Source organism: Paraburkholderia bryophila, from assembly GCF_003269035.1.
GTDB lineage: Bacteria > Pseudomonadota > Gammaproteobacteria > Burkholderiales > Burkholderiaceae > Paraburkholderia > Paraburkholderia bryophila.
The window spans coordinates 1-24,919 of record NZ_QLTK01000006.1 but is presented as its reverse complement, the minus strand read 5'-3'; the positions used below and the strand labels follow the sequence as shown (position 1 = coordinate 24,919).

Here is a 24,919-nt window from a genome sequence, read left to right as displayed (position 1 = left end):
AGAGCGGAACAACGCTCTGTGCGCCGCCCCTTTTTTTATACCTTCACCGACTTCGTGTAGCGCAGCCAGACCGCATCGTGCTGCGTTTTTTCGACCGATGTCAGCGTCAGATAGGCAGGCGCTTGCCACTTGTCCATCGCCACTTCGAATGAAGAAGGATGCTCGCTGCGGCCATCCACCAGCGGCAGGATCAGCACACTCACTTCGTCCACGAGCCCTGCGTTGACGAACGCGCCGCTGACATGCGAGCCGCCCTCCACGATCAGCTTTTTCACACCGAGTTCGTGCGCGAGGGTCTGAACCACCTTGCCGAGATCGATCTCATGCTCGCCGCCGAATACGTACGACACGCCGATCGATTGCAGGTACGCGAGATAGTCGTCGCTCACCTGGCTGGTCAGCACTTCGACCACGTGCGATTTCAACGCCGTGTTGCTCTTCCACGCCACGCGTCCCTGAGGGTCGATAGAGATCGCATACTGTGCGGCATTTCGCTCGACGATATGGTCCGTGCGCGGCACCGTGCCTTTCGCAAGACCCTTCGGATAATCGTCGCCGTGCGAGATTTCCTGCATGGTCACGCGGCCGCAGATCCAGCCGTCGGCTTCGAAGGTGGCCGCGGTGTCTTCGTAAAGATCCGACGCGAAGTCGAGATGCCAGCCGTCCGTGAGGCTGCGGCCGTCGAGCGAGGACATCATGTGAGCGACGATATAAGGTTTCATGCGCAAAGCCTCCGTGTAAGATCGATTCAATCGATAGACCTTTAGCAAGGGGCGTTCCGCGACAGCGTGTTTGGCCGCCTTAGATGGAGTGCAGCGGATGCGTTTTCGTTTCGCGGTGCACGCCGTCCCAGCGTTTTGCGAGTTGTAGCAGCGCGGGCAGTAAGACGGCCCAGCCCAGCGCGAGTGCGACCCATGCGGCGGGCGGCCGGTTGAAATGCACCGCACCCAGCGCGGCGCCGGCGCGAAACGACAGTGGCCCAGCGAGCGCGCCGAGCACTGAGGCCAACACCGGCCGCGCGCGCAACCACGCGAACACCACATTGAACTGGATCGCGAACAGCGCCCACAGCGCGCTCATCCAGTACGGCGCGCAACCGTCGATCACCGTGCCGCTCGGATAGACCAGCAAGCCTGCGTAGACCAGCACGCTCTCCCAGATCACGCCGACGCACACCGTCACCGCCAGCAAACGGGCTTCGCGCTGGGGCTCGGGTACACGCATCAGATGCCAGACGACCGCGCACGCCGCGAAGAGCATGCCGAGCCAGCCAGCGCCGCGTGCAGCGCTCAACACGCAGACGAACCAGCCGGCCTGGCAGATCACGAAGTAGAGGCCGGCCGTTGTGCCGCTGCCGCTGCTGCGCGCGAAGAGGCCGGCGAGGGAATGTTTCATCGGTTGCATGCGATGGGTTCGTTGAGCGTGATGGACTCGCCGTGCGGCGCTGCGAGAAGGCACGCGTGGGACCTATTGCGCGGCTCTCCTGTGATGATTACGCGCGAAACGCCGAGATGGATGCGTGGCGCCGGGATAATGAGGCGGGGTGGGGAATGCGAGGCGTGGGGGCTGTCCGACGAGGGTTTGCCGTCCCCGCCGGCCAGGAGTTGGCAGCGCCAAACTTCTTTCATCGCATGATGAAGCCGCCATCGACGGAAATAGACTGACCGGTCACGTAACTCGACGCGTCGCTACACAGCCACAAAACGGCATCAGCGATTTCCTCGGGGCGACCGTGACGGCCCATCGGGATACTCGCTGTCATAGCCTCCAGGGCCGCTCCCTGACCACCCGCGACCATCTGGTCTGCCATGGGCGTCCAGATCAGCCCCGGGCAGACGGCATTGACCCGGATTCCGCGGCCTGCATATTCGAGCGCGGCGCTCTTCGTCAGCCCGAGCACGCCATGTTTCGCAGCGTGATAGGTGGCGCGTTCCGCACCGCCGACGAGGCCGCCGAGCGACGAACAGTTGACGATTGCGCCACTTCCCTGTTTTCGCATCTGTTGCAACTCGAACTTCATGCAACTCCATACACCTCGCAGATTGATCGACATGACGCGCTCGTAGTCGTCTCGTGGAGAATCGGCGGTTTCCGCAAGGACGTTCTGGACGCCAGCATTGTTATAGGCGACGTCCAGCCTTCCGAAGGTCGACACGGTTTGCGCAACCATGGCTTCGACCTGCGCATCGTCGGCCACATCGCACTGCACCGCAAGGACCGCGCAACCTCGGGCCTTCAGCCCATCTGCCGCTGCCTCCACCGCGTCTCCATGCCAGTCTGCCAGCACGACCGACGCCCCCGACAAGGCGAACGCCGTCGCCGTCGCCGTCGCCAGACCCAGCCCGGATCCCGCACCCGTGACGAGTGCGACCTTTTTTTCAAAAGTTATATTCACAATGAGTTCCTTCGACCTGAAGTTATGGGTTAATCGCGCGCTACCGCTGATGGCACAAAGAGAATCCGCGTCGCTCGCCGGAGAGATGCGATGCGCGTGCTGCCAGATCAATCAGTAAGGCGTCGGCCTTCGACGGGATAGTTCGGATCGGTATATCCTGGCGTCGATGCATGGCCCGGAGAAACCAGACCATCCACAAACTTTTCGTCGTCCGGTCCAAGTTGCAGCGTCAGTGCGTCCATGTAACTGTCCCAGTGGGCTTCCGTGCGTGGGCCAGCAATCGCAGAACTCACTAAGCTGTTCTTCAACACCCACGCGATGGCGAAGGCAATCGAGGTTGTCTGGCGCTCGGCGGCGTGCGCCGCAAGCTTTTGTGCAATGGCGAGAGATTCCGGACGCCACTCGGTCTGCTGGATGCGCTTATCGCCGCGTGCCACGCGCGAGCCCGCAGGCGGCGTATCGTCCAGTGCGTATTTGCCGGTCAGCACACCGCGTGCGAGCGGGCTGTAGGGCACCACGCCAATGCCGTAATGTCCGGCAGCAGGCATCAGTTCGACTTCGGCGGTACGGTCGACCAGGTTGTAAACCGGTTCGATTGCAACGGGACGATCGATGCCGAGCTGATCGGCCAGGCGCACAATTTCCGCAATTCGCCAGGCGCGGAAGTTGGAGAGGCCGAAGTAACGCACTTTTCCTTGGCGAATGAGGTCACCGATCGCCCGAACCCCCTCCTCCAGCGGCGCGTCAACGAGCGAGCGGTGGAAGTAGAGGACGTCGATGTAGTCAGTGCCGAGGCGCTTAAGACTGGCGTCGACTGTCTGGCAGATCCATTTGCGCGACTGGCCCTGTTCGTTCGGACGAGCCGTGGCGGAAGCCGGATAGCCGAATTTCGTTGCCACGACCCAGTCGTCCCGTCGTTGCGCGATCGCGCGGCCAACCACTTCTTCCGACCGGCCAGCGTGGTAGACGTCCGCGGTGTCGAGAAAGTTGACACCCTGATCGAAGGCCTTGTCGATAATCCGGCGGGAGGTCGCTTCATCAGTTTCGCCGCCAAACATCATCGTACCCAGACACAGGGGCGAAACCTTGAGGGCGCTGCGCCCCAGATACCGATAGTCCATTGTCATCATCTCCATGCAGGCTGCGCCTGCGGTTATCAAAGCGTGCGCGCCACGGCGCACCCGACGGCGGGTTGATCGCCATCTGCATGGAGGATGATAGGTGGGAGGTATCCAGTGATAAAGCCCTTAAAACGGCAAACGCTCATGAACTGAAATCATGAATCTCGCATTCAACAGCCGCTTATTCCGTACGATAACGAATCGCATCGATCACCACGGTCATCGCTCGTGAGAACTCACGACGCGTCGCATAGCAGGCGTGCAGACCGGGAAATGTGGGACACCATTCTTCCAGTACCTTGACCAGGCGACCCGCTTCCACATGAGACTGGGCCAGGTCAGCCGGGATGTAAGCGAGACCATATCCCGACAACGCCGCCGCCAGCATCTGGTAGGTCCCGTTGAACGCGAGTTGTCCGTCCACGCGAACCTGCACTTCGCGACCGCCTTTCTTCAATTCCCACGGATAAAAACCACCCAGCGTCGGCAAACGAAGATTGATACAGTTGTGCGTAGTCAGATCCTGGGGCTTCTTTGGTAGCGGACGCGTCTTCAGATAATCCGGCGCGCCGACAATTGCCACGCGCATTTCGGGCGCGAGGCGGACCGCGATCATATCTCTGGCCACCTGATCGCCATGGCGAACGCCGATGTCGTACCGGTCCGCCACGATGTTTGAGAGACCGTAGTCGGTGATGATCTCCACCTTGAGGTCAGGATATTCACGAAGCACCGGCGACAACCTGGGCCACAGGACCGTCTCGGTCGCGTAATCGGTCGCGGTGATGCGAATCGTACCCGCGGGTTTGTCCCGAAACTCCCTGACGGCCGCCAATTCAGAGTCGATCTCCTCAAAGCGGGATGCGACGCTCCGGATGAGTCGCTCGCCGGCCTCCGTCGGTGCGACGCTGCGCGTGGTTCGGGTCAGGAGTCGCATGCCGAGCCGGGTCTCGAGTGCCCGAATGGTATGGCTCAAGGCCGATTGCGACACGCCGAGCTGCGCAGCCGCACGTGTGAAGCTGCGCTCGCGAGCGACGGCAATCAGCGCCAGCAGGTCGTTGTAGCTTTCTCGACGCATTGATGAACTCATTTCATAGGTTTATGCCGATTCTAGCGCCTAGTCGCCTGTGAGCGGGTACGTTAGATTTCAGATGCGGCGCAGTGCCTGCCTGTCCGTGCCGCCCCCGTGGCCCGCAAGTCAGAGCAGCATGCGCCTATGCGTCGCCGAACGACTCCGTGTAGATCGGCTCATTTCAATGCGCTGAGGACTTATCGAGGAAACCCGCCGATGAGGATATTCGTCGTGGCAATACTGGTGCTCGCGCTCGACACTGCGGCCTGTTCGCAGTTAGAAAGGAAAACTGATATGGAAAGTCTCGACCGCTCGTCCTCCGCCAATCTGCTTGCCGGAATGGCCACTGTTTCACCCGCTCTTGAGCGCTACACGAACGATGTGGTGCTAGGCGACCTGTGGAAACGTCCGCAGCTTTCAGCGCGTGATCGCAGCGTAGTGACTCTCTCGGTATTGATTGCGCGCAATCAGAGCGCCGAGTTGCCGTTTTATCTCGATCTCGCACTCGACAGCGGACTTAAACCCAGCGAGATTTCGGAGATCATCACGCATCTGGCGTTCTACTCCGGTTGGGCCGCCGCGACCGCAGCGGTGAAGGTCGCGAACGCTGTCTTCGTAAAACGTGGGATTACGGCGGCGCAACTCCCGCCGGCGTCGGTTGATTTCCTTCCTCTCGACAAGGCGGCAGAAGCCCAGCGCGAAAGCACCGTGCAGCAAAACTTTGGCGCGGTCTCGCCCGGGGTCGCTCAGTTCACCCGGGACACGCTGTTCAACGACCTCTGGCTGCGACCGGGTCTCGCGCCACGCGACCGCAGTCTCGTCACGGTCAGTGCGCTGGTTGCCACCGGCCAGGTTGCGCAACTGACCTATCACCTGAACCGGGCAATGGATAACGGACTGACGAAGGCGCAAACGTCGGAGGTGATGACACAACTAGCGTTTTATGCGGGTTGGCCGAATGTATTTACGGCACTTCCGGTCGTCAAGGACGTACTGGAACGGCGCCCCGGCTGAGGTCTTCCCCGGAGGCTGGACCCAAGGCACCTGTCGATTCCAACGCTAGAGAAACCCGATGCAACAGAAACTGGATGGCACCACACGGCTGTTCCCGATCATAGGGGATCCGATCAAATTCGTAAAATCGCCGCAACAGTTGACCCTCGGATTCGAGGCACGAGGCCACAACGCCGTTTGCCTGCCTATGCAAGTAGCGAAGGACGACCTGGAAACGGTCATGCACGCGCTGACACTGACCGGAAACGTCGACGGCCTGCTTGTCACCATGCCCCATAAATTCTCGGCCTTCGCTTACTGTCAGACCAGTTCCGACACGGCAAGGTTGATCGGCGGGGTCAGTGTCATGCGGCGCAACGCGGACGGCACATGGCACGGCGATATGCTCGACGGACTCGCCTTCGTGAAAGCGCAGATCGATCACGGTGCGCGTGTCGAGGACGGACGTGCATTATTGCTGGGTGCAGGGGCTGCGGGGAGCGCAATCGCTATCGCGTTACTCAATGCAGGCTTGGGTGAACTCGTCATCCACGATGCCGACGAATCTCGCGCAACCCGCCTGGTTGACCGTGTTGCCGAACTCGGCCGGGGGCGCATACGCCTTGGCGCCGCCGATCCAGCGGGATGCACTTTGGTGTTCAACGCAACCCCCATGGGTCTCGCGGAGAACGACCCGCTGCCAGTCTCCGGCGGTCTGCTGGATTCGTCGATGTTTGTTGGCGATGTGATTGCCGGTCATGGTCTGACGCCGCTTCTGAAGGCGGCCCAGTCAGTGGGCTGCAAGACGGCAAACGGCGCCCAGATGGTCGATGCAGTGCAAGAAATGATGCTTGATTTCCTGCTTGGCCAGGACGCAAATTCACTTCCCCAGCCGACTGCGGCTTCAACGTCACGGCGGCAGCGTGACCCCGCTCATCGCACAGGTTGATCCGCGAAGACACCCAGGATGAAGTAGTCCATCGGAATGTCCGTTGCTGCAAGCGCTTCGGACGGTCGTCGTGCGTGGCCGTCTGGCTGCCTGGCTGCCTGGGGTCGTCCTGAGCCGACCGCCGTTGGGCCTGCGCGGCCAGCGCCGCCGTTAGCTCGCAACAACGACAAGACATCTGGCAGGCAGATCGACCTTCAGTAGCGGACGGCCCATCCGTACGCTGCGCCCGCATGGTTGTCTCATTTGACGCGGGAAGCCTGCGCGCCTTGACGCAGCGCATTCGCAACGACGACGAAAGCCGGAGTGGGTTGTCGACGGCTCGGATAATACAGGTGGAAGCCTGGAAATGACGGGCACCAGTCAGACAGCACCCGAAGAAGCACTCCGCTCTCGAGCTGCGAAGAAACGCGCTGCTCCGGGACGAAGGCAAGACCGACGCCTGCAATTGCGGCTTTCACTGCCATCGTTGCCGTGGGTTGGTTGCCGGCGCGATGTCGATGGCGACAGGCGAATACGTATCGGTCTCGTCGCAGGCGGATACCGAAACTGCGGCGCTCGCCGAAGAGCAGGCGGAGCTCGATGCGGATGGCGCGCGCGAGCATCGGGAGCTGGCGGCGATTTACGTACGGCGGGGCCTCGATATGGCGCTTGCGAAACAGGTCGCGCAGGCTCTCATGGCTCACGACGCACTGGGCGCGCATGCCCGGGACGAATTGGGTATTTCGGAAACGACCCGGGCAAATCCGTTGCAGGCCGCGCTAGCGTCAGCCAGCAGCTTTTCGGTGGGGGCAGCCTTGCCGCTCATCGTGACGGCGCTCGCCCCGCAACGATGGGTGACCCCGAGCATCGCGGTGACGGCGCTGTTGTCCCTGGCGATCCTTGGCGGACTTGCCGCGCGCGTCGGCGGGGCGAAAACGGGACCCGGCGTAGTGCGGGTCACCTTCTGGAGTGCGCTGTCGATGGGGATGGCATCCGCGGTCGGTGCTCTATTCGGCGCGAGCTGAGCCGTGGCGCCTTCCCGCAATAGAGCCACCTGCACCACTCACTATTCCGCAACGGCTGTCATCTGCGCCGCACATCGGAGACGAGACGCGTCCTACATACGCGTTGCCGCCAATGCGAAAGAGCGGGATTAATCTCGGCTCCAAGATGGAGACCGAGGGTCATTGGCGCTGTTCGAGCCTCTTTCAAAACTCGCGGTCAACGCCGCGATTCACGACCATGCCGAAATGGCCGAGAACCTGGGCGTGCCTAATTGGCCAGGTGCTTGATGACAATATCCACGAATGCGCGCAGGCGGTGTAACCGCCTCAGATCGCGGTGATAGCCCATCCACATCTCGCGATGTGGTGGCTCTTCGCCAAGCTCGAGCCTGCGAATCGTGCCGACCTGATCTCCGACAGGCCGCGGCAGTACAGCAATGCCCAAACCCATCGCACACATCTGGGCCTGGACGTTACGGTTGTTCGACTGCAATACGACACTGGCGTTTGGAAACCGGTTTTGTAGCCATTCGATATCGGGAAAGCTACCCGTCGACGTATCCATTGCGATTAAACGGTTCCCCGTGCCGTCACCTTCCGTCGGATCGGCGCTCGCGTGATTCACGTAGACGCCATATCGCATCGGGGTCAACCGTCTCTGCACGATGTCAGGCCCATCGAATGGAACGATACGAAAGGCAACGTCCGCTTCACGCTGCGCGAGGTTGAACAGGCGCGTTCCCGTCAGGACCTCGATCTCGACATGCGGATACTCGCGCGAGTATTCAACGATCACTGGCGGCAGGACATAGGCGCCAAACCAGTCGGCCGATGACACTCTGAGCGTTCCTTCCAGTTGTTGCTGTTCACCGGCCAGGCGCCGCTCCATGGTTAGCGCGCTGTCTTCCATCTGCTCGGCGAGAGGCAGGATCGCGGTGCCCTCCTCCGTCAGCACAAAACCCTCGGCCGTTCGCTGAAACAGCACCTGTCCGGTGGCTTCTTCCAGCGCGCGAAGCCGTCTTCCCATTGTCGGATGGCTAAGGTGCAACAGTCGTGCCGCTGCGCCCAATGTTCCAGTGCGCGCTATTGCAAGGAAGATCCGGACATCGCTCCACTCCATACCCGGTACCCACAAAAATGAACGAAGAGTGTTCATTATATTGAATTGCCGAACAATAGTGAATGCGTGAAACTTCGCTCCGTCCCATGTCGAAACGCCCTCGCGGCTAGCCTGATTGGGGTGCCAGATTCCGGGCCGGGACAGCTCGGGAGAAATAGTCAAAAGGGAAATTCTCATGTCGCACACTGAATCGCCGACCGTGTACGTCACCTACGAGGGCGCGCCAGGCGACCGTTTCGATCGGCGCTATTACATCGAACGGCACCTGCCGCTGGTGATGCAGGCGTGGCAGCGCTACGGCCTTGAGAGCATCGCGGCTTTCTTCCCGTCGTCGACGCATATCGGCACGCTTGTGATTTGTGAATGCCGCTTTCGGGACGAGGCCGCCATCGCAACCGCCTTCGGATCTCCGGAAACCCAAGAGGTCATGGCCGACGTTCCGAGTTTCACCGACCTTGCCCCCACACGCTTGCGCATCGCTTCGCTCTGAGCGGGTCAATTCCACATCGGCGCTACATGCCTCTCACTTGCACAACACCGGAGAAATAACTTGGCCTTCTGGAAAAATTCTGCCCTGCGCACCGTGCGTCGCGGACATATGTGGATTTCGGGCGATCGCATCGAGCGAGACGGACAGACCTACCAATGCGGCCCGCTTTTCGTGGAGTGGGAGGCGCCTGAGGCGGTCACGCGGCCTTGGCCGATTGTGCTTGTGCATGGCGGCGGCTATCAGGGAACCGAGTGGTTTGACACACCGGATGGCCGTCCGGGCTGGGCACAACGTCTGGTGGAAGCGGGCTACGCGGTACTCGTGGTGGATCGCCCTGGACAAGGGCGATCGCCGTACCACGTCGAGACGATGGGTCCAATGGGGCCCGGCTTCTCCTATGAACACGGGCGCGATATCTACTTCCCGACACAATATGAAGCCCAACACACCCAATGGCCATTTGCCCGGGACGACGAGGCAGCGATGGACGAGTTCATTGCTGGCTATGGGCCGCTTCCCGCAGACCTCGCGTTTTCCGAGGACATGGAGGCGGACAGGATCGCAAAGTTGCTCGATAGGATCGGTCCGGCGATCCTCCTGACGCACTCAGCGTCGGGACCCGTTGGCTGGCTTGTAGCAGACCGTCGGCCCGGGCTGGTCAAAGGGATCGTCGCCGTTGAGCCGATGGGCCCGCCGTTCGCACGTATTCCCAATATCGGGTCGCTCACGTGGGGCCTCGCGGCGGCCCCGCTCAACTGGGAGCCGCCTGTCGCAACGCCTGAGGAGCTGCGGGCGGCGCTTCCTGGCACACACCGGTTGCCTGCACTCGCCGGTTTGCCGATCGTCGCCGTCACCGCCGAAGCCTCGGCCTTCGCCGCCGCCAGTCGACCCGCTGTCGAGCAACTGAAGGCGGCTGGCAGCCGGGCGGAAGTGTTGCATCTTCCCGACCACGGTGTGTTCGGAAACGGCCACGGGCTTATCTACGAAAAGAACTCGGATGATGCCCTGGTGCCGGTGTTGAAGTGGCTGGTCGAGAACACGGAAACACCCGATTGAGCGAGAGGAATAAACCCGTCTGTCAGGAGAGTCAAATGGAAATTGGAATCATCGGTCTTGGAGCAATGGGCCGGGAAATTGCCCGCAATCTGGTCGCTGCCGGTCACACGGTCACAGCGTGGAATCGTTCAGGCGGGAATGTGGATGGTGTGCGCATCGTGGAGACGCCTGCGCAAGCGTTGCAGGCCGACATTGCCTTGACGATGCTGGCCGACGACCAGGCGATCCGCAGCGTGCTGCTGGACGCGAATCCGCTGTATCAGGCACGGCCGGGTTTGGTGCATGTAGTGGCATCGACAATCTCAGTGGCATTCGCGCGGGAACTGATGGAGATTCATCGCGCGGCAGGTATCGCCTATGTGGCGGCTCCTGTGCTCGGGCGGCCGGATGTCGCCGCTAAAGGAGACCTCAACGTCCTCGCAGCCGGCGCGCCTGCTGCGCTGAAAAAAGTAATGCCGGCACTGGAAGTCATCAGCAAACACGTCTGGGACATGGGCGATGAGCCGCCCACGGCCTACGCCGCCAAGATCGCCTGCAACATGATGATCGCGATGGCCATCGAGGCGATGGCGGAAGCCGTAGTGCTAACGGAGACAAACGGACTTTCGCGAGAGCGCTTCTTTGAATTGATCTTGGGTACGCTGTTCGGCAGTCGCCCCTATCAGACCTATTCCAGCAATATCATCCGTAGCGAATACCAACCCGGATTCAAGGCAACGCTGGGTCTCAAGGATCTTCGTCTGGCCAGGGAGGCCGCCACCGCTGCGGCTCGCGTACTGCCGATGCTCGATGCCGTTCACTACCGGATGCGTGACGCCGTCGACGCGGGTTTCGGTGATCGTGACTGGTCCGCAATTGCGAAGTTCACAATAGATCACGGCTAGCGGCGTACTGGAATGCAACTTGCCAATCAGGAGGGCCGCAGGAATCCGCTGAAGCCCACGCGAGTTCGAGGACTTCGGCGTAGGGCTGTGACCTTGACGCCGAGAGGCGTGTGTTGATTGGGCGCTTTGGAGAAGATACGAAGGCAGCTTCGGGGCGAAGCGCCGGTCGTCGTCGAGCGCAGTTCGGCCACAGACGGTCAGTCGACATCCGTAGACAGACCGTCGACAGTTGCACGCGTGCCTTGAGGAGGCTAGTTTGAGACGAACAGGCAGTCGTTTGGGGTATCCGGTTGTTGAATGGAACCAAGGAGACGACGCGCAAATTGCCGACCAAAGAGGAATTTTCTGCTGGATGGACGCAGCATGGCACGCTTGCTCTAAGCCCCCGGATCAGCGCCGTATCGCAACTTCCTTCTCCAGGCTTTGACGAGTGGTACGTCTACGACAGTCATGCTGGTCTGTCGCCGCATCAAAACTTCGTCAATCGCTTCCAATTCAGTGCGCTTGCCACGAAAGACGAATTCACGGAGAAGTTCTGGAAGCAGGTAGTTGAGTTGCAGCCCTTACATGTGCTGGGCGCGGGTTTGCCTTCGCTTTTTGTAGTCACGCGCGACGAAGTGATTTTCAAGGCAATAACCCGGACCAAAAGTTAGAAGCAATGACGGGCCGACTAGCCGACCGGGTTCGGCCAGGAGGCGACATTCGACACATCAGGCGAAATCATCGACAATCGGCGATACTGCGATTATAGGTTACTGGTTAGCAAGTGCAAATAGTTGAGTCGGGTTACATTGCAATGCGCTTAGTTCAGGACCATTTTTGTCTATACAGAACCTTAGAAACCGAAGTAAAATTAATTTATTATCTATCGCTTCCGAAAAGGGGTTGAGAGTTGGGTAAAATAATTTTTTTGCTGATGTTGCCTGTACTCCTCGTCATTGTGCCATATGGAATGGTAAAAATCGGCAAAGACGCCGAAAAGTGGCGGATAGAGATCAATAAAATATTAGAAAAAAAAGACATTCCTCAATGCATGCATTTTTTCTACTCAAAGGGAGCAGTTGCATTTGAAGCGATTTCTCAACTAGTCCTCACTGGAACGTTTCTGTTCATGAACGCCGCGTGGTTGTGGGCTCCCTCGAAGCAGCCAAATGATCGTCTGGCTGCAATCGTGCTTGGCATAATTTTTTTGCCCGCAACAATTTTCTTTGGAAGGAAGGCTTGCGACACTGTTCGAATTTGGTGGAGCATCAACACACCCGCAGTAACGCTTTCAAAAACTGGCTATAAACATGGGAATTTTCAATTCCCGTGGGCTTTCGTTGCAAACGTAGCTGCGACTGGTGGATACAGGAGAGTGCCATCGATCGTGGTGACATTTAAAAACGTCAATGGAAAATCAGAGAGGGATGTAATTAACTTGTCGCTATTGAGAGACCGGCATTTGGAGGCCTACATCAATGCCTACATGTCAACTTCTCAAGAGAACTGACGGGACGACAATTTTTAGCAATGGGAACAACCCGTGACCGGTTACTTGCCCGTGCTTTTGAGTGTCTGCTTCGGAGCGCGACCGCTGGCCGCTACGGGTCAATCTGAGCCTGATGCTGAGTGCTTTGTGGCTGGACAATTATCCACTTTGCATCGGACCGAGTTCGGCCGGTCGACATCGGCATCCAAACCGCTGACAATCGTCAGCAGTCTTCCCTTGACGCGAAAGCAAACGCGTGACCGACATGAATGAATCGACTCAGTCCATCGGACATATGGCCTATTCCGGGTTTGCCGACCGATACGCAGCCGCCGTTACGACGAAGCCGCACAATGCGCTCTACGAGCGCCCCGCGACGATGTCGCTTCTCGGTGATGTCGACGGGTTGCGTGTCCTAGATGCCGGATGCGGACCCGGCATTTGCAGCGAACATCTCGCCCGAAACGGCGCAGCGGTCCACGCGTTCGATATAACGCCACAGATGGTCGATCTAGCACGCCACCGGTGCGCCGAACTTCCAGTAGAAGTGGTGACAGGCGACCTTGCAGCTCCGCTCGACTGGCTTCCGGCCCCGTCGTTCGACAAGATTCTGTGCTCGCTCGCCCTCGACTACGTGGAAGACCTCAAACCCGTTTTTAGCGAGTTCAGACGAGTCGCACGAGTCGGCGCACGTTTGGTGTTTTCTATGGCCCATCCTATGCGCGACTGGATGGATGAACGAACCCGTGGCGGAGATACTTACTTCACGACTTCCCGCTTCGGGCTGTATTGGTCCGGCTTCGGTGAACCGAAACCGTATGTGCAGGCTTACCGTCGGCCGCTTTCCGACATTCTCAACGGGTTATCAGAAAGTGGCTGGCTATTGGATTGCTTTGTCGAACCTCGACCGCTTCCCGAGATGAAAGCGGCGTCGGAATCGTTGTACGCGGAGCTGTCACAAGCCCCGGCATTCATTTGTGTGCGTGCACGCTGCTAGCAAACTACGACGCCGGGCTGTGTTCGGCCAGTTCTAGTCGTTCGCTCTCGGGACGCGACGGTCACTCGAATATCCGGTTAGGTCGGATAGTGAGCTTTTTGATTCTGCAAAAATGGAGGGCCGCCTGCGCCCACCTCGTGGGGCAGTCATGAATCGACACCGCGAAGCTGACCTCGTTCGATCTCACGCGACGTCCACCACGATCTTCCCGCGTGCGGTGGCATTCGTGATCGCCTCGTAGGCGAGTTCCGCCGATGGCAGGTCGAACCGGCGAGGATCGAGATTCGGCGTGAGCTTGCCCGCTTCGATCAACCGTGTGGCCTCGCGCAGCATCGCTCCGTGATGCGCTCGATGCGTGCCGCTCAGGAGCGGATAGAGGGTGAAGACTCCTGAGTACGTGGCTTCTCGAAACGACAGGGGCGCCAGCGAATGCGTACCCCAGCCCAACGCGCTGACGACATGTCCAAAGTGCCTGACTGCCGCAAACGATGCATCGAGCGAAGGGCCGCCAACGGTGTCGACCACAACGTCGAAGCCTGTGTCCTGCGTCAACGATGCAACATACTGCTCGACCGATTGCGACCGGTAGTCGATAGGCGTGGCGCCCAGACGCGTAACGAGTCCGTGGTCGCGTGCACTCGCTGTTGCGAAGACCTGGACGCCGAGGGCCCGTGCAAGCTGCACGGAGATATGCCCGACACCGCCTGCTCCGCCTTGCACCAGCACAGTTTGGCCCGCTTTCAGATGGGCCCGATCGACAATTCCGGAATAGGAGGTGATGAACGCGAGGGGCAGCGCCGCGGATTCCCGCATCGACAGGTTGGCCGGCTTGATCGCAAGCAGGTCGGCATCGACCGCCGCATACTGCGCCAGCGAGCCCTGAAGACCACCGACGCCGCCCGTCATGCCGTAAACCTCGTCGCCGACATGGAAAGCGGTCACCCCCGGCCCAACGGCATCGACCACGCCAGCCATATCGATGCCGAGCACCAACGGGAGCGGATGCTTCGCATGCGCTGCGCTACCAGCGCGGATCTTGGTGTCTAGCGGATTCAGACCGCTTGCAGCAATGCGCACACGTACCTGGCCGTGTACGGGTTCGGGCATCGCGATTTCGGTCAATTCGAGCGGGCCGTTGTAGCGGCTAAGGACGAGCGCCTGCATGGTCATGGTGGATGCCTTCCTGGGTTGGTTTCCCGTCGAGTGAACGAGTCAATGCGTTATCATGGTTTATGCTCAAATGCATGTAAATCGATGTTTCTGCATATGGCTCATGCAAAAATGAATGAACCGCACTTGGACTGGGGCGATGTCCGGATCTTTCTGGCGATTGCCCGCTGCGGCACGCTGGGAGCAGCAGCGAAGCGCGTGGGCCAGACCCAGCCAACGATGGGGCGCAGGTTGCGCGCACTCGAAGATGCACTCGGACATACGCTGTTCCAGCGCACGAGCAACGGCTTCGTGCTGACGGATGAGGGTGCTACGGTGCTCGTCTATGCCGAGCGAATGGAGGAGGAAGCGCTTGGCTTCACGCGCGCGCTCACCGGGAAAGAGACCCAGTTGACCGGTCTGCTGCGCGTCTCCTCGTCGGACTGGTTCGGCGTGCACATACTCACGCCAGTGTTCGCGCGCTTTCTAGCGAAGTACCCGGGCATCTCGTTGGAACTCGTCACGGATTCGCGCCTCTACAACCTTGCGCGGCGCGAGGCGGACCTGCTTTTCCGCATTACGCCGTTCGACGAACCGGACGTCATCCAGCGCAAGCTGATGCGCATCGACTATGCGTTGTACGGGCACGCGGATCTCGTCCCGCCGACTCGCGGCGGGGGTGACGGGTACGCGCTGATCAGCATGGACAGCGAGTTCGGCTCGCTGCCCGACGTCGAGTGGGTCAAGCGCATGCTGCCCCGGGCCAGGATCGTGTTCGGCAGCAATAATCGCGGAGTACAGGCACGCATGTGTGCTGAGGGATCTGGCTTTGCAGTGCTGCCTTGTCCGCTGGGTGATGCGACGCCGGGCATCCGACGAGTCGATTTAGACGAAGCGCCGCCGGGTCGCGATGTCTGGCTTGGCTTTCACCGCGATTTACGTCGCGTCGCGCGACTGCGCGCACTTCTGGATGCAACGATCGATGCGCTAGCCAATGTTTGAGTCAGGCGGGCAATCCTTGCCTCCGCGTGGTCTACGCCGCTTCGCCAGGCCGCCTTTCTGAGCGGAGCGACCCAGGTTATAGCAGATCGTCCTCAGGTGGTGATACGGCTTTGGTCAAGCCCCCCGCACGCGTGAATGACCGTTGTAGCTTGCAACAGGCCATAGCTGTTAATTGGCTCGACTGGCGGTTGAGGGTCGGCTACGGTCGACCGCGCAAGGCAGCGGTCGGCCAGGAACGGCCCTTCGACGCGCCGGCCCAGATTGTCGACAACTTGACCAAAGCCAATAGCGGATAGCGCCGGTGGCTGTCTGGCCAAGGATATGTCAAACATCGGCTCGCCCAACCCTCTGGAGAAGTGCATATCGCGGGTAATAAGCTCTTAGATACCAATGGGTTGGTAGCCCTGCCATTCGGGACCGAATGACTGTTCGTCCGAATGTGGCGTGAGATGGACGAACATCTCGCCTACCTGCTCGAGCGCAATGCAGTCGTCCACAGACCGAAGATTGTCCTTATGTCGATGTCGCCTTCCGCTCAGCAGCCTTTTCATCGCGTTTTCTTTCGCATTTGCGGGAGAGTCCGCCACGAACAAGCCGAATTCATGCAACTCCGCCAATGAATCGGGAGTATATGCACCGACGTTCACGAAAAAAAGCTTCGGCCCCGCTACAGGGCGTTCGCAGGAGAGTGTCACGCGGTAGCCGTCAGCCCATTTAATGCGCGCGTAACCGTCTATGTGAAGTTTGCCCTTGTCGCCAAACCATGCCTCTCGCAGGGTCGGCCAAGCCTGTTCGGGGTGTTCAGCAACAACGAACTGAATATCGTGGACCTCAATATTCGACTTACCGGCATTGCCGCCCACGTAAAAGATAAACAAATCCATTTCGAAACAATGAATGATGTAATGAGAAACTCAAACATTACCACTTGGGACTATTTGAGAGTGGATGCGAGCGATATGTTGCGCCGATTTTTACTGCTAAATGAACACGTACCTCAAAGGTCGAAATACATCATCGCCTTCCCTCCGCGGGATGGAAAAGCGTAAAAACTCCGCTCATTGCTTCATGTCGATGCTGGCGCGCCGAATGCGATGCGCTCCGAGGCCGCGCGTAGCCATGTGTATCGGGGAATCGAAAGCCACACCGCCCTTGTTTGTCTATACGCCTTCGTAACGACTTACATTCATCGGAGGAGCCGCTTGAATGATTGCTATTTGGAGTGGGTGAGAGGTTTCTCCGGACCGACAGCGGCCCGATGGGCGACCGGATACCAGCATCGCCAGCGGCGCCTCGAACCTGCTCACCAAAGACGGCGCTCGGGTGTCCGGGCGCCCGATTCTCAGAAGCTGCCAGATTTTTTCACTCTCTGTGGCAGCGCTTTTTACTAACCTGGCACGGTTTTGACTTTCTGTTACATTCGATACGACTACTGCGGCGTGACCCAACGGCCATCAGCCTGACCGACCAGCCGTCGGTGATGGGCAGTGCACTGGGACAGACCGGCGATTGGTCAGTCTCAGCACATGACCTTCCGGTCATCTATCAACGGGACCCATCGTACGGACCGGGGTACCCGTCTCTAACCGTTTCTCAGAACGCCGATAAACGACCTAAAGGGCCAAGGTAACGGTCTCGCCAACGGGACGGCTGCAGCACGCGAGACGGCAGCCTTTCTCACGTTCGAGATTCGTCAAACCGATTTCCGACGAAGACTCAACTTCGCCTTCGATCAGCCGGACGCTACAACGCCCACAGACTCCCATCCGGCATTGATTTGGGATCAGCACGCCATTCGCCTCTAGCGTCTGAAGCAGCGTATCGTCTCGAGATCCAGTCACCAGCCGGTTGCTGTCGGCGAGGCTGAACGTACAGAGTCTTTCAGGCGAGCCGGGTGATGCCTTCCACGTTCTCGCGTCCTCGAGATTCGCGCGGTGCTGATTGAGGATCACGGCGTCCGGGAAAGTGCGCAGGAGTTTGCGTTCCCAGTCCACGACGAATGGAGCGCTCCCGCATACCACGAGGGCCTCCGGTACCGCTATCCTGTCGGCGAGTTCAACCGGATCTGGGCGACCAGACATCAGATACGGGATTCCGGCGCGGACCCGCTCCTGTGTGACAAACGTTGCGACGGTCAGCCATTGATATCTAGCCTGTAACGCCAATAGCTCGGTAAAGTAAATCAGGTCACCCAACTGCGGCACGCAAACAATCAGATGCACATTGGGTACCTCAACACCCCGATCTGACAATGCCGCCAAGCCTCGGGCAAGTCCTAGGGGCAACGTAACACCGACCCCGCCGCACACCATCAACACGCTGCAATAACGCAACAACGATTTGCCGGTCAGCGTTCCCGAGACTTCGTCCACGATCAGCATAGAGTTGGGTGTCAGAGATTGATGGATCGACGCCGACACGCCTTGGCCGGGTTGACGTTTGACCGCAATTTCGACTAGACCTTTATCTGGCCTGCCAGCAATCGAATAGCTGCGCCGTTGCACCCTATTCTCCGCATCCGGATACTTTAGCAACAGGTGTTTCCCGTAATCGCATTCATCGTAGCGGTCCGAATCCAGCAAGCGCAGCCAATATGCATTTACCGTATTCGACATCCGAACAACGTTCTCACATCTGAAATGAAGAGGTCCGTTCATCTGATTCTCTAATAATTTCTATTTTTTAGTGACTCATCCACGGTCGGACTTGCTCGGACTTGCGAGCGTCTACCCGGACCAGTCTGGACGCACTGGCAACCCCAGCTTGTCAAGCAGCGTCATGACCGAATCCCGATAAACCTTGATCTGACCGATTTTTTGCGAGTCGTGGACAATTTCCTCGCGGTGCGGAAACTCCATATGCGCGAATACGGCTGACCATGCTCCCATCTCGTTGTCGGCGAACATTTCGACCGTTTGCGGCACAACGCCAGCAAAGTAGCAACGTTCGGATTGAGAAAGCGAGCCGACTATATGGTCTGCCGCCACACTGAACACGCTCGAGTGGCCCCACTCATCGATCGCGTGCGAGCGCGTTACCTCCCGGCATAAGGGCTGGATAGACGCATCATCGGAGAGCGTCTTCAAATAGTCGGTGATGAGCGTCTCGCTCGCGCAGGCGATCGCAAACCTTGTCAGGCGACGCTCCCATTCCGAGCTGCACTGGGCAAGTAGCCGCGATCGCCAAGTCACGAGGTTGAAGTTCGCGTAGTCGACGGGCTTCAGCTTTCGATGCGCGTAAATGTAGTTGCACGCGCTAACCGACATTTTTGTGTGCAAGGCTTCATCGAGTAGCGCCTCGGCCATCACCTGCTGCAACTCATATCGCGCATTTGCGCTGCCGACAGGGGACTTGATCAGGTCCTCGCACGCCGGTGTAACGACGTCGCACTCGATGTAGACCGTCTTTAGGTTGTAAATCGCCCAGGCATACGACAACACGTTTTTCTTCAATTCCGGATCTGCGTCCAGCCACCGCGGATGTGAGCTGAAAGGAAGGAGCGACTCCGCGAAATCTGGCATTTCGGGATCGAAGGCGATTGATGTGTGGTCTATCGGCCCTTTATTGACCATCGCTCGATCCCGCCAGAGCAGGGAAAGCTTCTTCAGGGTATCTTTTACGTGACTTGATTCGACGATGTCGTCAGTATGCATGTGGCTGCTCTGCGAAAGGTATTAAATCCAGCCGTGCGCGGTAACGCCGGCTAGTGTTATGAACTTGCGAATGGCACGACGGTAGGCGGCGACCAACCGACGCGAGTCGGCACCCCGGCCACGGCACGAAAGGTCCTTGCGGCGACACTTACCGGGGCGCCAACGCTTTATCGCTTCATCATGCCTCGGACGCAGTGGTGGCAGTGGGTCGTGTCAGTACCGGCCGGTTGCTCCTCCTGTATATCCCGATAGCAAGGCCAACGATAACCACTACGATCGATACCATCTCCGCGGGATGCACCTGCTCACCGACAAGCAGAATGGAAGTGGCTATGCCAAACACCGGGATCATGAGCGACAACGGCGCGACCGTCGAAACCGGATACAACTTCATCAGCGAGTTCCAGCCCCAATACGAGAAATGCGTGGCGAGGTACACCTGGAACAGCAGAGAGAAGAGGGCCATTCCGTCCATGTTTCGCCAGCTCATCAGGAAGGGATGCCCTCCTTCCAGGAGCCAGGTGCCGAGCAGCAAAGGAAGTGGTGGAAAAAGGCTGGCCCAAACCATGAACGAGAATATCTCCTTAACCCCGGATTTTTTGATAATCACGTTGCCCACGCTCCACGCGATCGCGCTCAGAACGATCAACGCGATACCGAGGACCTGGTGCGCGCCTTTCTGCGCGAAGAAGATTCCGCACAGCCCAAAGAGAACCACGACCGCACCAATCCATTGCGCGGGGCGCAAGGTCTCGCGAAACAGAAGCGCGCCCCAGAACATCGTAAAGAAAGCGCTGAGCTGGATAATCAACGACGCGATACCTGGTGCGACGCCCGCTGCGATTCCATAATTGATCGCCCCCCACATACCGACGCCAAAGATCAGTCCGTACGCCGCGACATAACCGAAATGGACTGATGGCCTGCGGATGAAAAACACCAGCGGGATGGCCGCCAACGTGAAGCGGATGCCGGTCAACACAAACGGATCGATTGAGTCCAGACCAAGCTTGGTGATCGGGAAATTGATGCCCCAAACGAATGTGACCAGTAACGCGAGGGCGAGGTGCTTCTTCTTCATGCTTTCTCCTATGGAAGATATTCGGCGGCGGCGCGTTCGGCCCGCCTTGGGAGCCGCTCAGAAAGACCAGCCCGCAGCGCCGAAGCGGGACTGATCAACCGGCGCTAGCGTAGCGAGAAGCGCTTTTGCAGCAGACAGAGTCCTGTGATTTCCATCAGAACATGGTCAGCTGCGGCCCGTTGTCCTTCCGGCAGTTTCCGGGCGATACCGAGGAAGTCGCGCACACGCGACGGTTCGAAGAACGGTAGCGACGTCAACAACGGACTGGACAATGTGTCCGCGATCAGTTGGAACATCTTCGATTCTGGCTGCAGCAGTGACGGCGGGGCGCGGAAGTATTGCTTCTTGCGATCGTAGATTTCCGCCGGCAGGTAGGGACGCATGGCTTCGCGCAAAGCATATTTCTCGACACTGCCCCGGATCTTCATCCACACGGGGAGCGTAGCGGCCGCCTCCACGACGCGATGATCCAGAAGCGGCGGGCGCCCCTCGAGGCTTCCAGCCATCTCCAGCCGGTCACCCAACGTGGTCAGCACGAGGTTAGGCAGACTGGACTTAGCTACCGCGTAAAGGGATTTATTTACGGGATCCCATTCATCAAAAGCCGGACCTCCGAGACGCTCATAGAATTGCCGATAGGGGGCGGCGCCCGCGTAATGCTCACGGTACCCACCCTTGAACAAGCCAGTAAGCGGCCGGAACAGCGCCGACTGGGTCTCGATCCAGGAGATGCTGTGCCCGAGATTGTTGGTCACCCACTGCACGTCATCCGTGGGTTCCTCGAGGAAGCGATCGCCTTGGGCCGCGATTCGATCCGCGAGACGGCGAATTTCGTCGCTATCCTGGTGGTCGTTATTGAATTGAACCATATCGCGCCGGTAGTGGGGATAGCCGGCGAACACCTCGTCTGCCCCTTCACCGGTCAGCACCGCGCGCATGCCTTTGCTCTGAATAAACTTGCAAAGCATGTATTTCGCGACGCTATGAGCGTTCGAGAACGGCACCTCCGTATGCCAGAGCGCATCCTCGAAGTGGTCGGCCAGATCGTCCTGTCTGACCGAAAGCACGTGAAGCTCGGCGTTGTTGTGCTTCGCGGCGATTTCAGCATAGCGTCGCTCGTCGTACCCGTCGGCGCCGTCAAACGAGAGGTGAAACGCCTGCAACGGCTTGCCCACCAGCTCCGTCGCCAGACCGAGCATGGCCGACGAATCCAGACCACCGCTTAGCGAAACGCCGATCGGCACGTCAGCGTGCAGTCGAAGCTGGACTGCGTCTTTGACGGCGTCGCGCACGCGCTCGATCATTAACGCTTCCGTCTGATCGTGATCGACTGCCGCGCGGGCCGGGAACGGCCAATCCCAGTATGTTTTTTCCTGCAAGCCACCGCTATCTGCCAGCAGGAAGGTGCCTGGCTTGACACTACGAACCCCGTTGAACAGCGTTCCGTCGCGCAGAATGAAGCCGCGGTTCGCGTACGTTTCCCGGTCCCATTCCGCCGGGAGCCCAACTGCCACCATCGCCTTGACTTCGGAGCCGAAGTAGAAGGCGCCGTCGTGTTCGGCGTAATACAGCGGCTTCACGCCAATTCGGTCCCGAACGGCGAACAGTGTTTCGCGCAGACGATCGTAGATCAGGATCGCGAATTCGCCGCGCAGCTGTTTGAGTCCCCGAACACCATGCCGGCGGTACAGGTGCATTGCGATCTCGCTGTCCGATGAGGTCTTGAACCGGCATCCCTGCTCTTCGAGTTCGGACCGGATGCGGGCGTAGTCGTAGAACTCGCCGTTGACCATCATGACAAAATCGCCTTCATCAGCCACGATCGGCTGGGTGCCGTTGCTTAGGCCGACCAGTCCGAGGCGGACGTAGCCGAAGGCAACCCGCCCCTTGGGATCGAACCAGGTGGACTGGCTGTCGGGGCCGCGATGATGAATTGCAGCCATGGCCGCGTCCAGTTGGTCCGGCAGGAATTCACGCCGTTGTTTCGAAAAGATTGCGACATAGCCACACATATTAGTAATCCGAAATAATAAACACTGTTCAAGGGTAAAAATGTAGCGCGCACATCAAGGGCGAAATATCGAGCCGCGATGCCGGTTCGATTCTGTTTGCCCTCTCACTGGCGAGATCTCTCAGGTCCCGTACTGGTGGTTGCGTTTTTCTGGCTAACGCGCGAAGAGGCAACCTGACTGTGGAATCGTTTTGTCGCCGCTCTTTCTCACTGAGGTACATGCTTCTTGCGGTGCAGGAATGCGTCCATCCGCGCGGCGGTTTCTGGAGCTGACTGAACGACGGAAGCAATCAGCGCTTCAGTGTATAAGCCCTCATCCGGGCCCTGTTCAACGATGCGGGGCAGCGCGTGAATGATTGCGTGATTCGTCATGGGCAGGTTCGAGGCCGCGATCGCGGCCAGTTCGACTGCCTTATCCAGAGCTGCACCTGCGGGAACGATGTATTGCGCGACACCCCGCGACACGCTTTCCTGCGCAGCAAGAGGACGTCCGGTAAGCATCATATCCATCATCAATGCGGTACCTGCGAGCCGAGGAAAGCGAACAGATGCGCCGAGTCCAACATATAATCCTCGCGCGCCTTCTGGCAATGAAAAGTACGCAGTGTCGTCCACCACGCGAAGGTGGCAGGCGCTTGCCATTTCGAGGCCAGCACCAATAGCCGCGCCAGAAATAGCGGCAACGACAGGAACCTTGCCGAATTGGATAAGGCCGAAGACCTCATGCCATTGCCTGAAAAAATTAAAGCAGTCGATGACGGATTGACCTTTAACTTCTGTGAGGTCAAGCCCAGAGCAGAAGTGCTGGCTGGTGCTGTAAAGCACTGCTGCTCCGACATCGTCTGGAATATTAAGAAATATTTCGCGCAATTCTCGCATCATCGCCTTGGGCATTGCGTTGCGCTTTTCAGGCCGGTCAAGCCCGATCAACAAAACGTTTTTTTGTCGAGATAACTTAATAAAAGAACTACCCATTTATTACCGACCCCGTTTGATTATCGAGGCAGGATACTATCCTGCAGTCGACTGACCCACGTTGCAGAATCGGGCACTCTTATGTCAATATTGGGCCAAGAGCATCAAGCGATCGAGATCAGCGCGCAATGCCTGCAGAAGGGCGCCAGGATTAGTCCAGTTGGCTTTTAAGAGCCTCATGCATCACGCATGCGGGATGCCAAAGTCCGGTTGTATTAAGGCGACTTCCGATCAGATTCAGAACTACGCCGAATGGCAGACGAACGACAGAAAGCAGACATGGATCTCGATTCGATTGGTGTCGTTGTGACAACCCGTACATTCAAACCTGGCGACGTTTTTGCCCGACATACGCACGACGAAGGACAATTCGCCTATGCAGTCAGCGGTGGAATCTCGATGTTCACGGACAAGGGGAACTGGATCGTGCCTGCGCAGCGAGCGATCTGGGTTCCTGCCTACATCGGTCACGAAATGCACATGCATGGCGCTGTGACGATGCTGAATACGTTTATTGAGCATAAGTCTGCCGCGCTCGCAGCTTTGCCGCCCTACTGTCAGGTCTACGGTGTCTCTGCCTTACTTCGGCACCTGTTTGATGCGATGCTGGCTTTGCCGGGTGGCACGAGCGCGCGACGCGCTCGCCTTGAATCTACCCTGCTCGATGAACTGAGCGGTATGCCCCGGTTGCCATTAAGCGTGCCGCTCCCGCAAGACCCGCGGCTCTCAAGAGCGTGCAGACATATGCTCGATGCGCCAACGCAGGCGATGTCGATCAATGAGATGGCGAAGATGGCGAATATGAGCCGCAGGACCTTCACTCGACAATTCCGCGAAGCGACTGGCGTCAGCTTCGTCGTTTGGAAGCAGCACGTTTGCGTGCTTGAGGCCTTGTCCCGGCTCAGCCAGGGAGCCAGCGTAAAAGATGTTTCTGCCGATCTCGGATACAGCAGCACAAGCGCTTTCTCAGCCACATTCAAGTTTCTTCTTGGTGATGCCCCGGTTCGGTATCTAGCTCGATACAGGGAGCTTACGCTTTCATCTGACGCCAGCAGCTAAGCGCGGTTTGCCTTGTCAGACTGCGGGCGGCTCTGCTTCGTGAATCGTCCAGTGGCCGGCTCCGATGTAGGAGAAATAGCCCCGTCTGCGTGTCGGCAACTTCGACGGTCGTTTCATTGGCATTTCCAGCCATGCGCGGCGAGGACGTTATGCCTCGCTCAAGGAAACGAATTCCAAGAGATCCGGCCGGCGGTCCTTGTTGTTAAACTGGGTCCGCTCCGTGACAGGACGGCTCTATACTCGCGTCCAGCAGCTGATTGGTTCACCCGTCTCGGCAAGGGCGCGCTTGCACCAGTGAGCGTGCTTGGTGGGCGCATGCATTTGAATGACCGTAACCGGGAATGGCGAATGGCTCTTGAGGGTCGAGCTTGTGTGAAAACGCGCTGATCGCCTAAACTGGATTAACTCATTCAGCATGGGTGACCGGATGAAGCGATTCATAGAAGGTGAAGATCGCA

25 protein-coding genes are annotated in these 24,919 nt (G+C 58.8%); 11 read left to right on the top strand and 14 right to left on the bottom strand.

The annotated features are described in order from the left end of the window. Positions 1-35: 35 nt before the first annotated feature. The 5 genes from BX591_RS12135 to BX591_RS12115 all read right to left on the bottom strand — a co-directional run bounded on the left by BX591_RS12135 (position 36) and on the right by BX591_RS12115 (position 4,594). Positions 36-722, bottom strand: a complete 687-nt coding sequence (locus tag BX591_RS12135; protein ID WP_111931602.1) for a dihydrofolate reductase family protein — start codon at positions 720-722, stop codon at positions 36-38. A 79-nt stretch (positions 723-801) separates the two neighbouring features. Continuing rightward, entirely contained in the window at positions 802-1,395 is a 594-nt protein-coding gene (locus BX591_RS12130; protein WP_111931951.1) for a DUF2878 domain-containing protein, read from the bottom strand. A gap of 229 nt (positions 1,396-1,624) precedes the next feature. Beyond that, positions 1,625-2,395 carry an SDR family NAD(P)-dependent oxidoreductase gene (locus BX591_RS12125; protein WP_111931600.1) on the bottom strand — a complete coding sequence of 257 codons (771 nt, stop codon included), beginning with the start codon at positions 2,393-2,395 and terminating at the stop codon, positions 1,625-1,627. 107 nt (positions 2,396-2,502) lie between these two features. Beyond that, positions 2,503-3,516, bottom strand: a complete 1,014-nt coding sequence (locus tag BX591_RS12120; RefSeq protein WP_111931598.1) for an aldo/keto reductase — start codon at positions 3,514-3,516, stop codon at positions 2,503-2,505. Between the two features lie 181 nt (positions 3,517-3,697). Then, positions 3,698-4,594, bottom strand: a complete 897-nt coding sequence (locus BX591_RS12115) for a LysR family transcriptional regulator (RefSeq protein WP_111931596.1) — start codon at positions 4,592-4,594, stop codon at positions 3,698-3,700. A 210-nt stretch (positions 4,595-4,804) separates the two neighbouring features. On the opposite strand from BX591_RS12115, the gene BX591_RS12110 reads away from it, so the two are divergent. Then, positions 4,805-5,602: a carboxymuconolactone decarboxylase family protein gene (locus BX591_RS12110; RefSeq protein WP_111931594.1), complete on the top strand. Its 798-nt coding sequence runs from the start codon at positions 4,805-4,807 to the stop codon at positions 5,600-5,602. 58 nt (positions 5,603-5,660) lie between these two features. Further along, entirely contained in the window at positions 5,661-6,530 is an 870-nt protein-coding gene (locus tag BX591_RS12105) for a shikimate dehydrogenase family protein (protein ID WP_111931592.1), read from the top strand. 239 nt (positions 6,531-6,769) lie between these two features. On the opposite strand, the gene BX591_RS12100 is transcribed toward BX591_RS12105, so the two are convergent. Continuing rightward, positions 6,770-6,994 (bottom strand): LysR substrate-binding domain-containing protein, encoded by a 225-nt coding sequence (locus BX591_RS12100; protein WP_111931590.1) that lies wholly within the window; start codon positions 6,992-6,994, stop codon positions 6,770-6,772. Between the two features lie 12 nt (positions 6,995-7,006). On the opposite strand from BX591_RS12100, the gene BX591_RS12095 reads away from it, so the two are divergent. Then, on the top strand, positions 7,007-7,534 hold the full coding sequence (locus BX591_RS12095) for a VIT1/CCC1 transporter family protein (protein ID WP_276330765.1): 528 nt from the start codon (positions 7,007-7,009) through the stop codon (positions 7,532-7,534). Positions 7,535-7,781: 247 nt separating this feature from the next. Here the strand turns inward: BX591_RS12095 and BX591_RS12090 are convergent, their stop codons facing one another. Then, positions 7,782-8,633, bottom strand: coding sequence for a LysR family transcriptional regulator (locus BX591_RS12090; RefSeq protein WP_111931583.1), 852 nt, complete (start codon positions 8,631-8,633; stop codon positions 7,782-7,784). A gap of 175 nt (positions 8,634-8,808) precedes the next feature. Between BX591_RS12090 and BX591_RS12085 the strand changes: the two genes are divergently transcribed. From BX591_RS12085 to BX591_RS12065, 6 genes are all read left to right on the top strand, one after another. Then, the gene (locus BX591_RS12085; protein WP_111931581.1) at positions 8,809-9,123 is read left to right on the top strand and encodes an EthD family reductase; all 315 of its coding nucleotides are present in this window, start codon (positions 8,809-8,811) and stop codon (positions 9,121-9,123) included. Positions 9,124-9,183: 60 nt separating this feature from the next. Next, entirely contained in the window at positions 9,184-10,179 is a 996-nt protein-coding gene (locus BX591_RS12080; protein ID WP_208459644.1) for an alpha/beta hydrolase, read from the top strand. Beyond that, positions 10,176-11,063 carry an NAD(P)-dependent oxidoreductase gene (locus tag BX591_RS12075; protein WP_276330764.1) on the top strand — a complete coding sequence of 296 codons (888 nt, stop codon included), beginning with the start codon at positions 10,176-10,178 and terminating at the stop codon, positions 11,061-11,063. Before BX591_RS12080 ends, BX591_RS12075 begins: the two co-directional genes overlap by 4 nt. A gap of 323 nt (positions 11,064-11,386) precedes the next feature. Beyond that, complete coding sequence (locus BX591_RS12070; RefSeq protein ID WP_111931575.1) at positions 11,387-11,716, top strand: hypothetical protein; 330 nt, start codon at positions 11,387-11,389, stop codon at positions 11,714-11,716. Positions 11,717-11,955: 239 nt separating this feature from the next. Further along, positions 11,956-12,555: a hypothetical protein gene (locus BX591_RS36075; protein WP_146749756.1), complete on the top strand. Its 600-nt coding sequence runs from the start codon at positions 11,956-11,958 to the stop codon at positions 12,553-12,555. Between the two features lie 244 nt (positions 12,556-12,799). Then, positions 12,800-13,531, top strand: coding sequence for a class I SAM-dependent methyltransferase (locus BX591_RS12065; protein WP_111931573.1), 732 nt, complete (start codon positions 12,800-12,802; stop codon positions 13,529-13,531). A gap of 183 nt (positions 13,532-13,714) precedes the next feature. Here BX591_RS12065 and BX591_RS12060 read toward each other — a convergent pair whose 3' ends face one another. Next, on the bottom strand, positions 13,715-14,701 hold the full coding sequence (locus tag BX591_RS12060) for a zinc-dependent alcohol dehydrogenase family protein (protein ID WP_111931571.1): 987 nt from the start codon (positions 14,699-14,701) through the stop codon (positions 13,715-13,717). 111 nt (positions 14,702-14,812) lie between these two features. On the opposite strand from BX591_RS12060, the gene BX591_RS12055 reads away from it, so the two are divergent. Then, complete coding sequence (locus tag BX591_RS12055) at positions 14,813-15,682, top strand: LysR family transcriptional regulator (RefSeq protein WP_111931949.1); 870 nt, start codon at positions 14,813-14,815, stop codon at positions 15,680-15,682. 380 nt (positions 15,683-16,062) lie between these two features. On the opposite strand, the gene BX591_RS12050 is transcribed toward BX591_RS12055, so the two are convergent. The 6 genes from BX591_RS12050 to BX591_RS12025 form a co-directional block, all read right to left on the bottom strand. Further along, complete coding sequence (locus tag BX591_RS12050) at positions 16,063-16,566, bottom strand: DUF1543 domain-containing protein (protein WP_111931569.1); 504 nt, start codon at positions 16,564-16,566, stop codon at positions 16,063-16,065. A gap of 729 nt (positions 16,567-17,295) precedes the next feature. Further along, positions 17,296-18,339 carry an iron-sulfur cluster-binding domain-containing protein gene (locus BX591_RS12045; RefSeq protein WP_111931567.1) on the bottom strand — a complete coding sequence of 348 codons (1,044 nt, stop codon included), beginning with the start codon at positions 18,337-18,339 and terminating at the stop codon, positions 17,296-17,298. 69 nt (positions 18,340-18,408) lie between these two features. Beyond that, positions 18,409-19,335, bottom strand: a complete 927-nt coding sequence (locus tag BX591_RS12040; protein ID WP_111931565.1) for a diiron oxygenase — start codon at positions 19,333-19,335, stop codon at positions 18,409-18,411. A gap of 178 nt (positions 19,336-19,513) precedes the next feature. Beyond that, complete coding sequence (locus BX591_RS12035) at positions 19,514-20,416, bottom strand: EamA family transporter (RefSeq protein WP_111931563.1); 903 nt, start codon at positions 20,414-20,416, stop codon at positions 19,514-19,516. A gap of 104 nt (positions 20,417-20,520) precedes the next feature. After that, entirely contained in the window at positions 20,521-22,428 is a 1,908-nt protein-coding gene (gene asnB, locus BX591_RS12030) for an asparagine synthase (glutamine-hydrolyzing) (protein WP_111931561.1), read from the bottom strand. Positions 22,429-22,634: 206 nt separating this feature from the next. Further along, positions 22,635-23,402: a crotonase/enoyl-CoA hydratase family protein gene (locus BX591_RS12025; RefSeq protein ID WP_111931559.1), complete on the bottom strand. Its 768-nt coding sequence runs from the start codon at positions 23,400-23,402 to the stop codon at positions 22,635-22,637. A 279-nt stretch (positions 23,403-23,681) separates the two neighbouring features. Between BX591_RS12025 and BX591_RS12020 the strand changes: the two genes are divergently transcribed. Next, positions 23,682-24,461, top strand: a complete 780-nt coding sequence (locus BX591_RS12020) for an AraC family transcriptional regulator (RefSeq protein WP_111931948.1) — start codon at positions 23,682-23,684, stop codon at positions 24,459-24,461. Positions 24,462-24,919: the final 458 nt, after the last annotated feature.

Excerpts from the sequence above, each read along its gene's own strand:
- BX591_RS12135 (WP_111931602.1), bottom strand. The coding sequence starts at position 722 with ATGAAACCTTATATCGTCGCTCACATGATGTCCTCGCTCGACGGCCGC.
- BX591_RS12130 (WP_111931951.1), bottom strand. The coding sequence starts at position 1,395 with ATGAAACATTCCCTCGCCGGCCTCTTCGCGCGCAGCAGCGGCAGCGGC.
- BX591_RS12120 (WP_111931598.1), bottom strand. The coding sequence starts at position 3,516 with ATGGACTATCGGTATCTGGGGCGCAGCGCCCTCAAGGTTTCGCCCCTG.
- BX591_RS12115 (WP_111931596.1), bottom strand. The coding sequence starts at position 4,594 with ATGCGTCGAGAAAGCTACAACGACCTGCTGGCGCTGATTGCCGTCGCT.
- BX591_RS12110 (WP_111931594.1), top strand. The coding sequence starts at position 4,805 with ATGAGGATATTCGTCGTGGCAATACTGGTGCTCGCGCTCGACACTGCG.
- BX591_RS12105 (WP_111931592.1), top strand. The coding sequence starts at position 5,661 with ATGCAACAGAAACTGGATGGCACCACACGGCTGTTCCCGATCATAGGG.
- BX591_RS12100 (WP_111931590.1), bottom strand. The coding sequence starts at position 6,994 with ATGGCAGTGAAAGCCGCAATTGCAGGCGTCGGTCTTGCCTTCGTCCCG.
- BX591_RS12090 (WP_111931583.1), bottom strand. The coding sequence starts at position 8,633 with ATGGAGTGGAGCGATGTCCGGATCTTCCTTGCAATAGCGCGCACTGGA.
- BX591_RS12085 (WP_111931581.1), top strand. The coding sequence starts at position 8,809 with ATGTCGCACACTGAATCGCCGACCGTGTACGTCACCTACGAGGGCGCG.
- BX591_RS12065 (WP_111931573.1), top strand. The coding sequence starts at position 12,800 with ATGAATGAATCGACTCAGTCCATCGGACATATGGCCTATTCCGGGTTT.
- BX591_RS12060 (WP_111931571.1), bottom strand. The coding sequence starts at position 14,701 with ATGACCATGCAGGCGCTCGTCCTTAGCCGCTACAACGGCCCGCTCGAA.
- BX591_RS12055 (WP_111931949.1), top strand. The coding sequence starts at position 14,813 with ATGAATGAACCGCACTTGGACTGGGGCGATGTCCGGATCTTTCTGGCG.
- BX591_RS12050 (WP_111931569.1), bottom strand. The coding sequence starts at position 16,566 with ATGGATTTGTTTATCTTTTACGTGGGCGGCAATGCCGGTAAGTCGAAT.
- BX591_RS12045 (WP_111931567.1), bottom strand. The coding sequence starts at position 18,339 with ATGAACGGACCTCTTCATTTCAGATGTGAGAACGTTGTTCGGATGTCG.
- BX591_RS12040 (WP_111931565.1), bottom strand. The coding sequence starts at position 19,335 with ATGCATACTGACGACATCGTCGAATCAAGTCACGTAAAAGATACCCTG.
- BX591_RS12035 (WP_111931563.1), bottom strand. The coding sequence starts at position 20,416 with ATGAAGAAGAAGCACCTCGCCCTCGCGTTACTGGTCACATTCGTTTGG.
- asnB (WP_111931561.1), bottom strand. The coding sequence starts at position 22,428 with ATGTGTGGCTATGTCGCAATCTTTTCGAAACAACGGCGTGAATTCCTG.
- BX591_RS12025 (WP_111931559.1), bottom strand. The coding sequence starts at position 23,402 with ATGGGTAGTTCTTTTATTAAGTTATCTCGACAAAAAAACGTTTTGTTG.
- BX591_RS12020 (WP_111931948.1), top strand. The coding sequence starts at position 23,682 with ATGGATCTCGATTCGATTGGTGTCGTTGTGACAACCCGTACATTCAAA.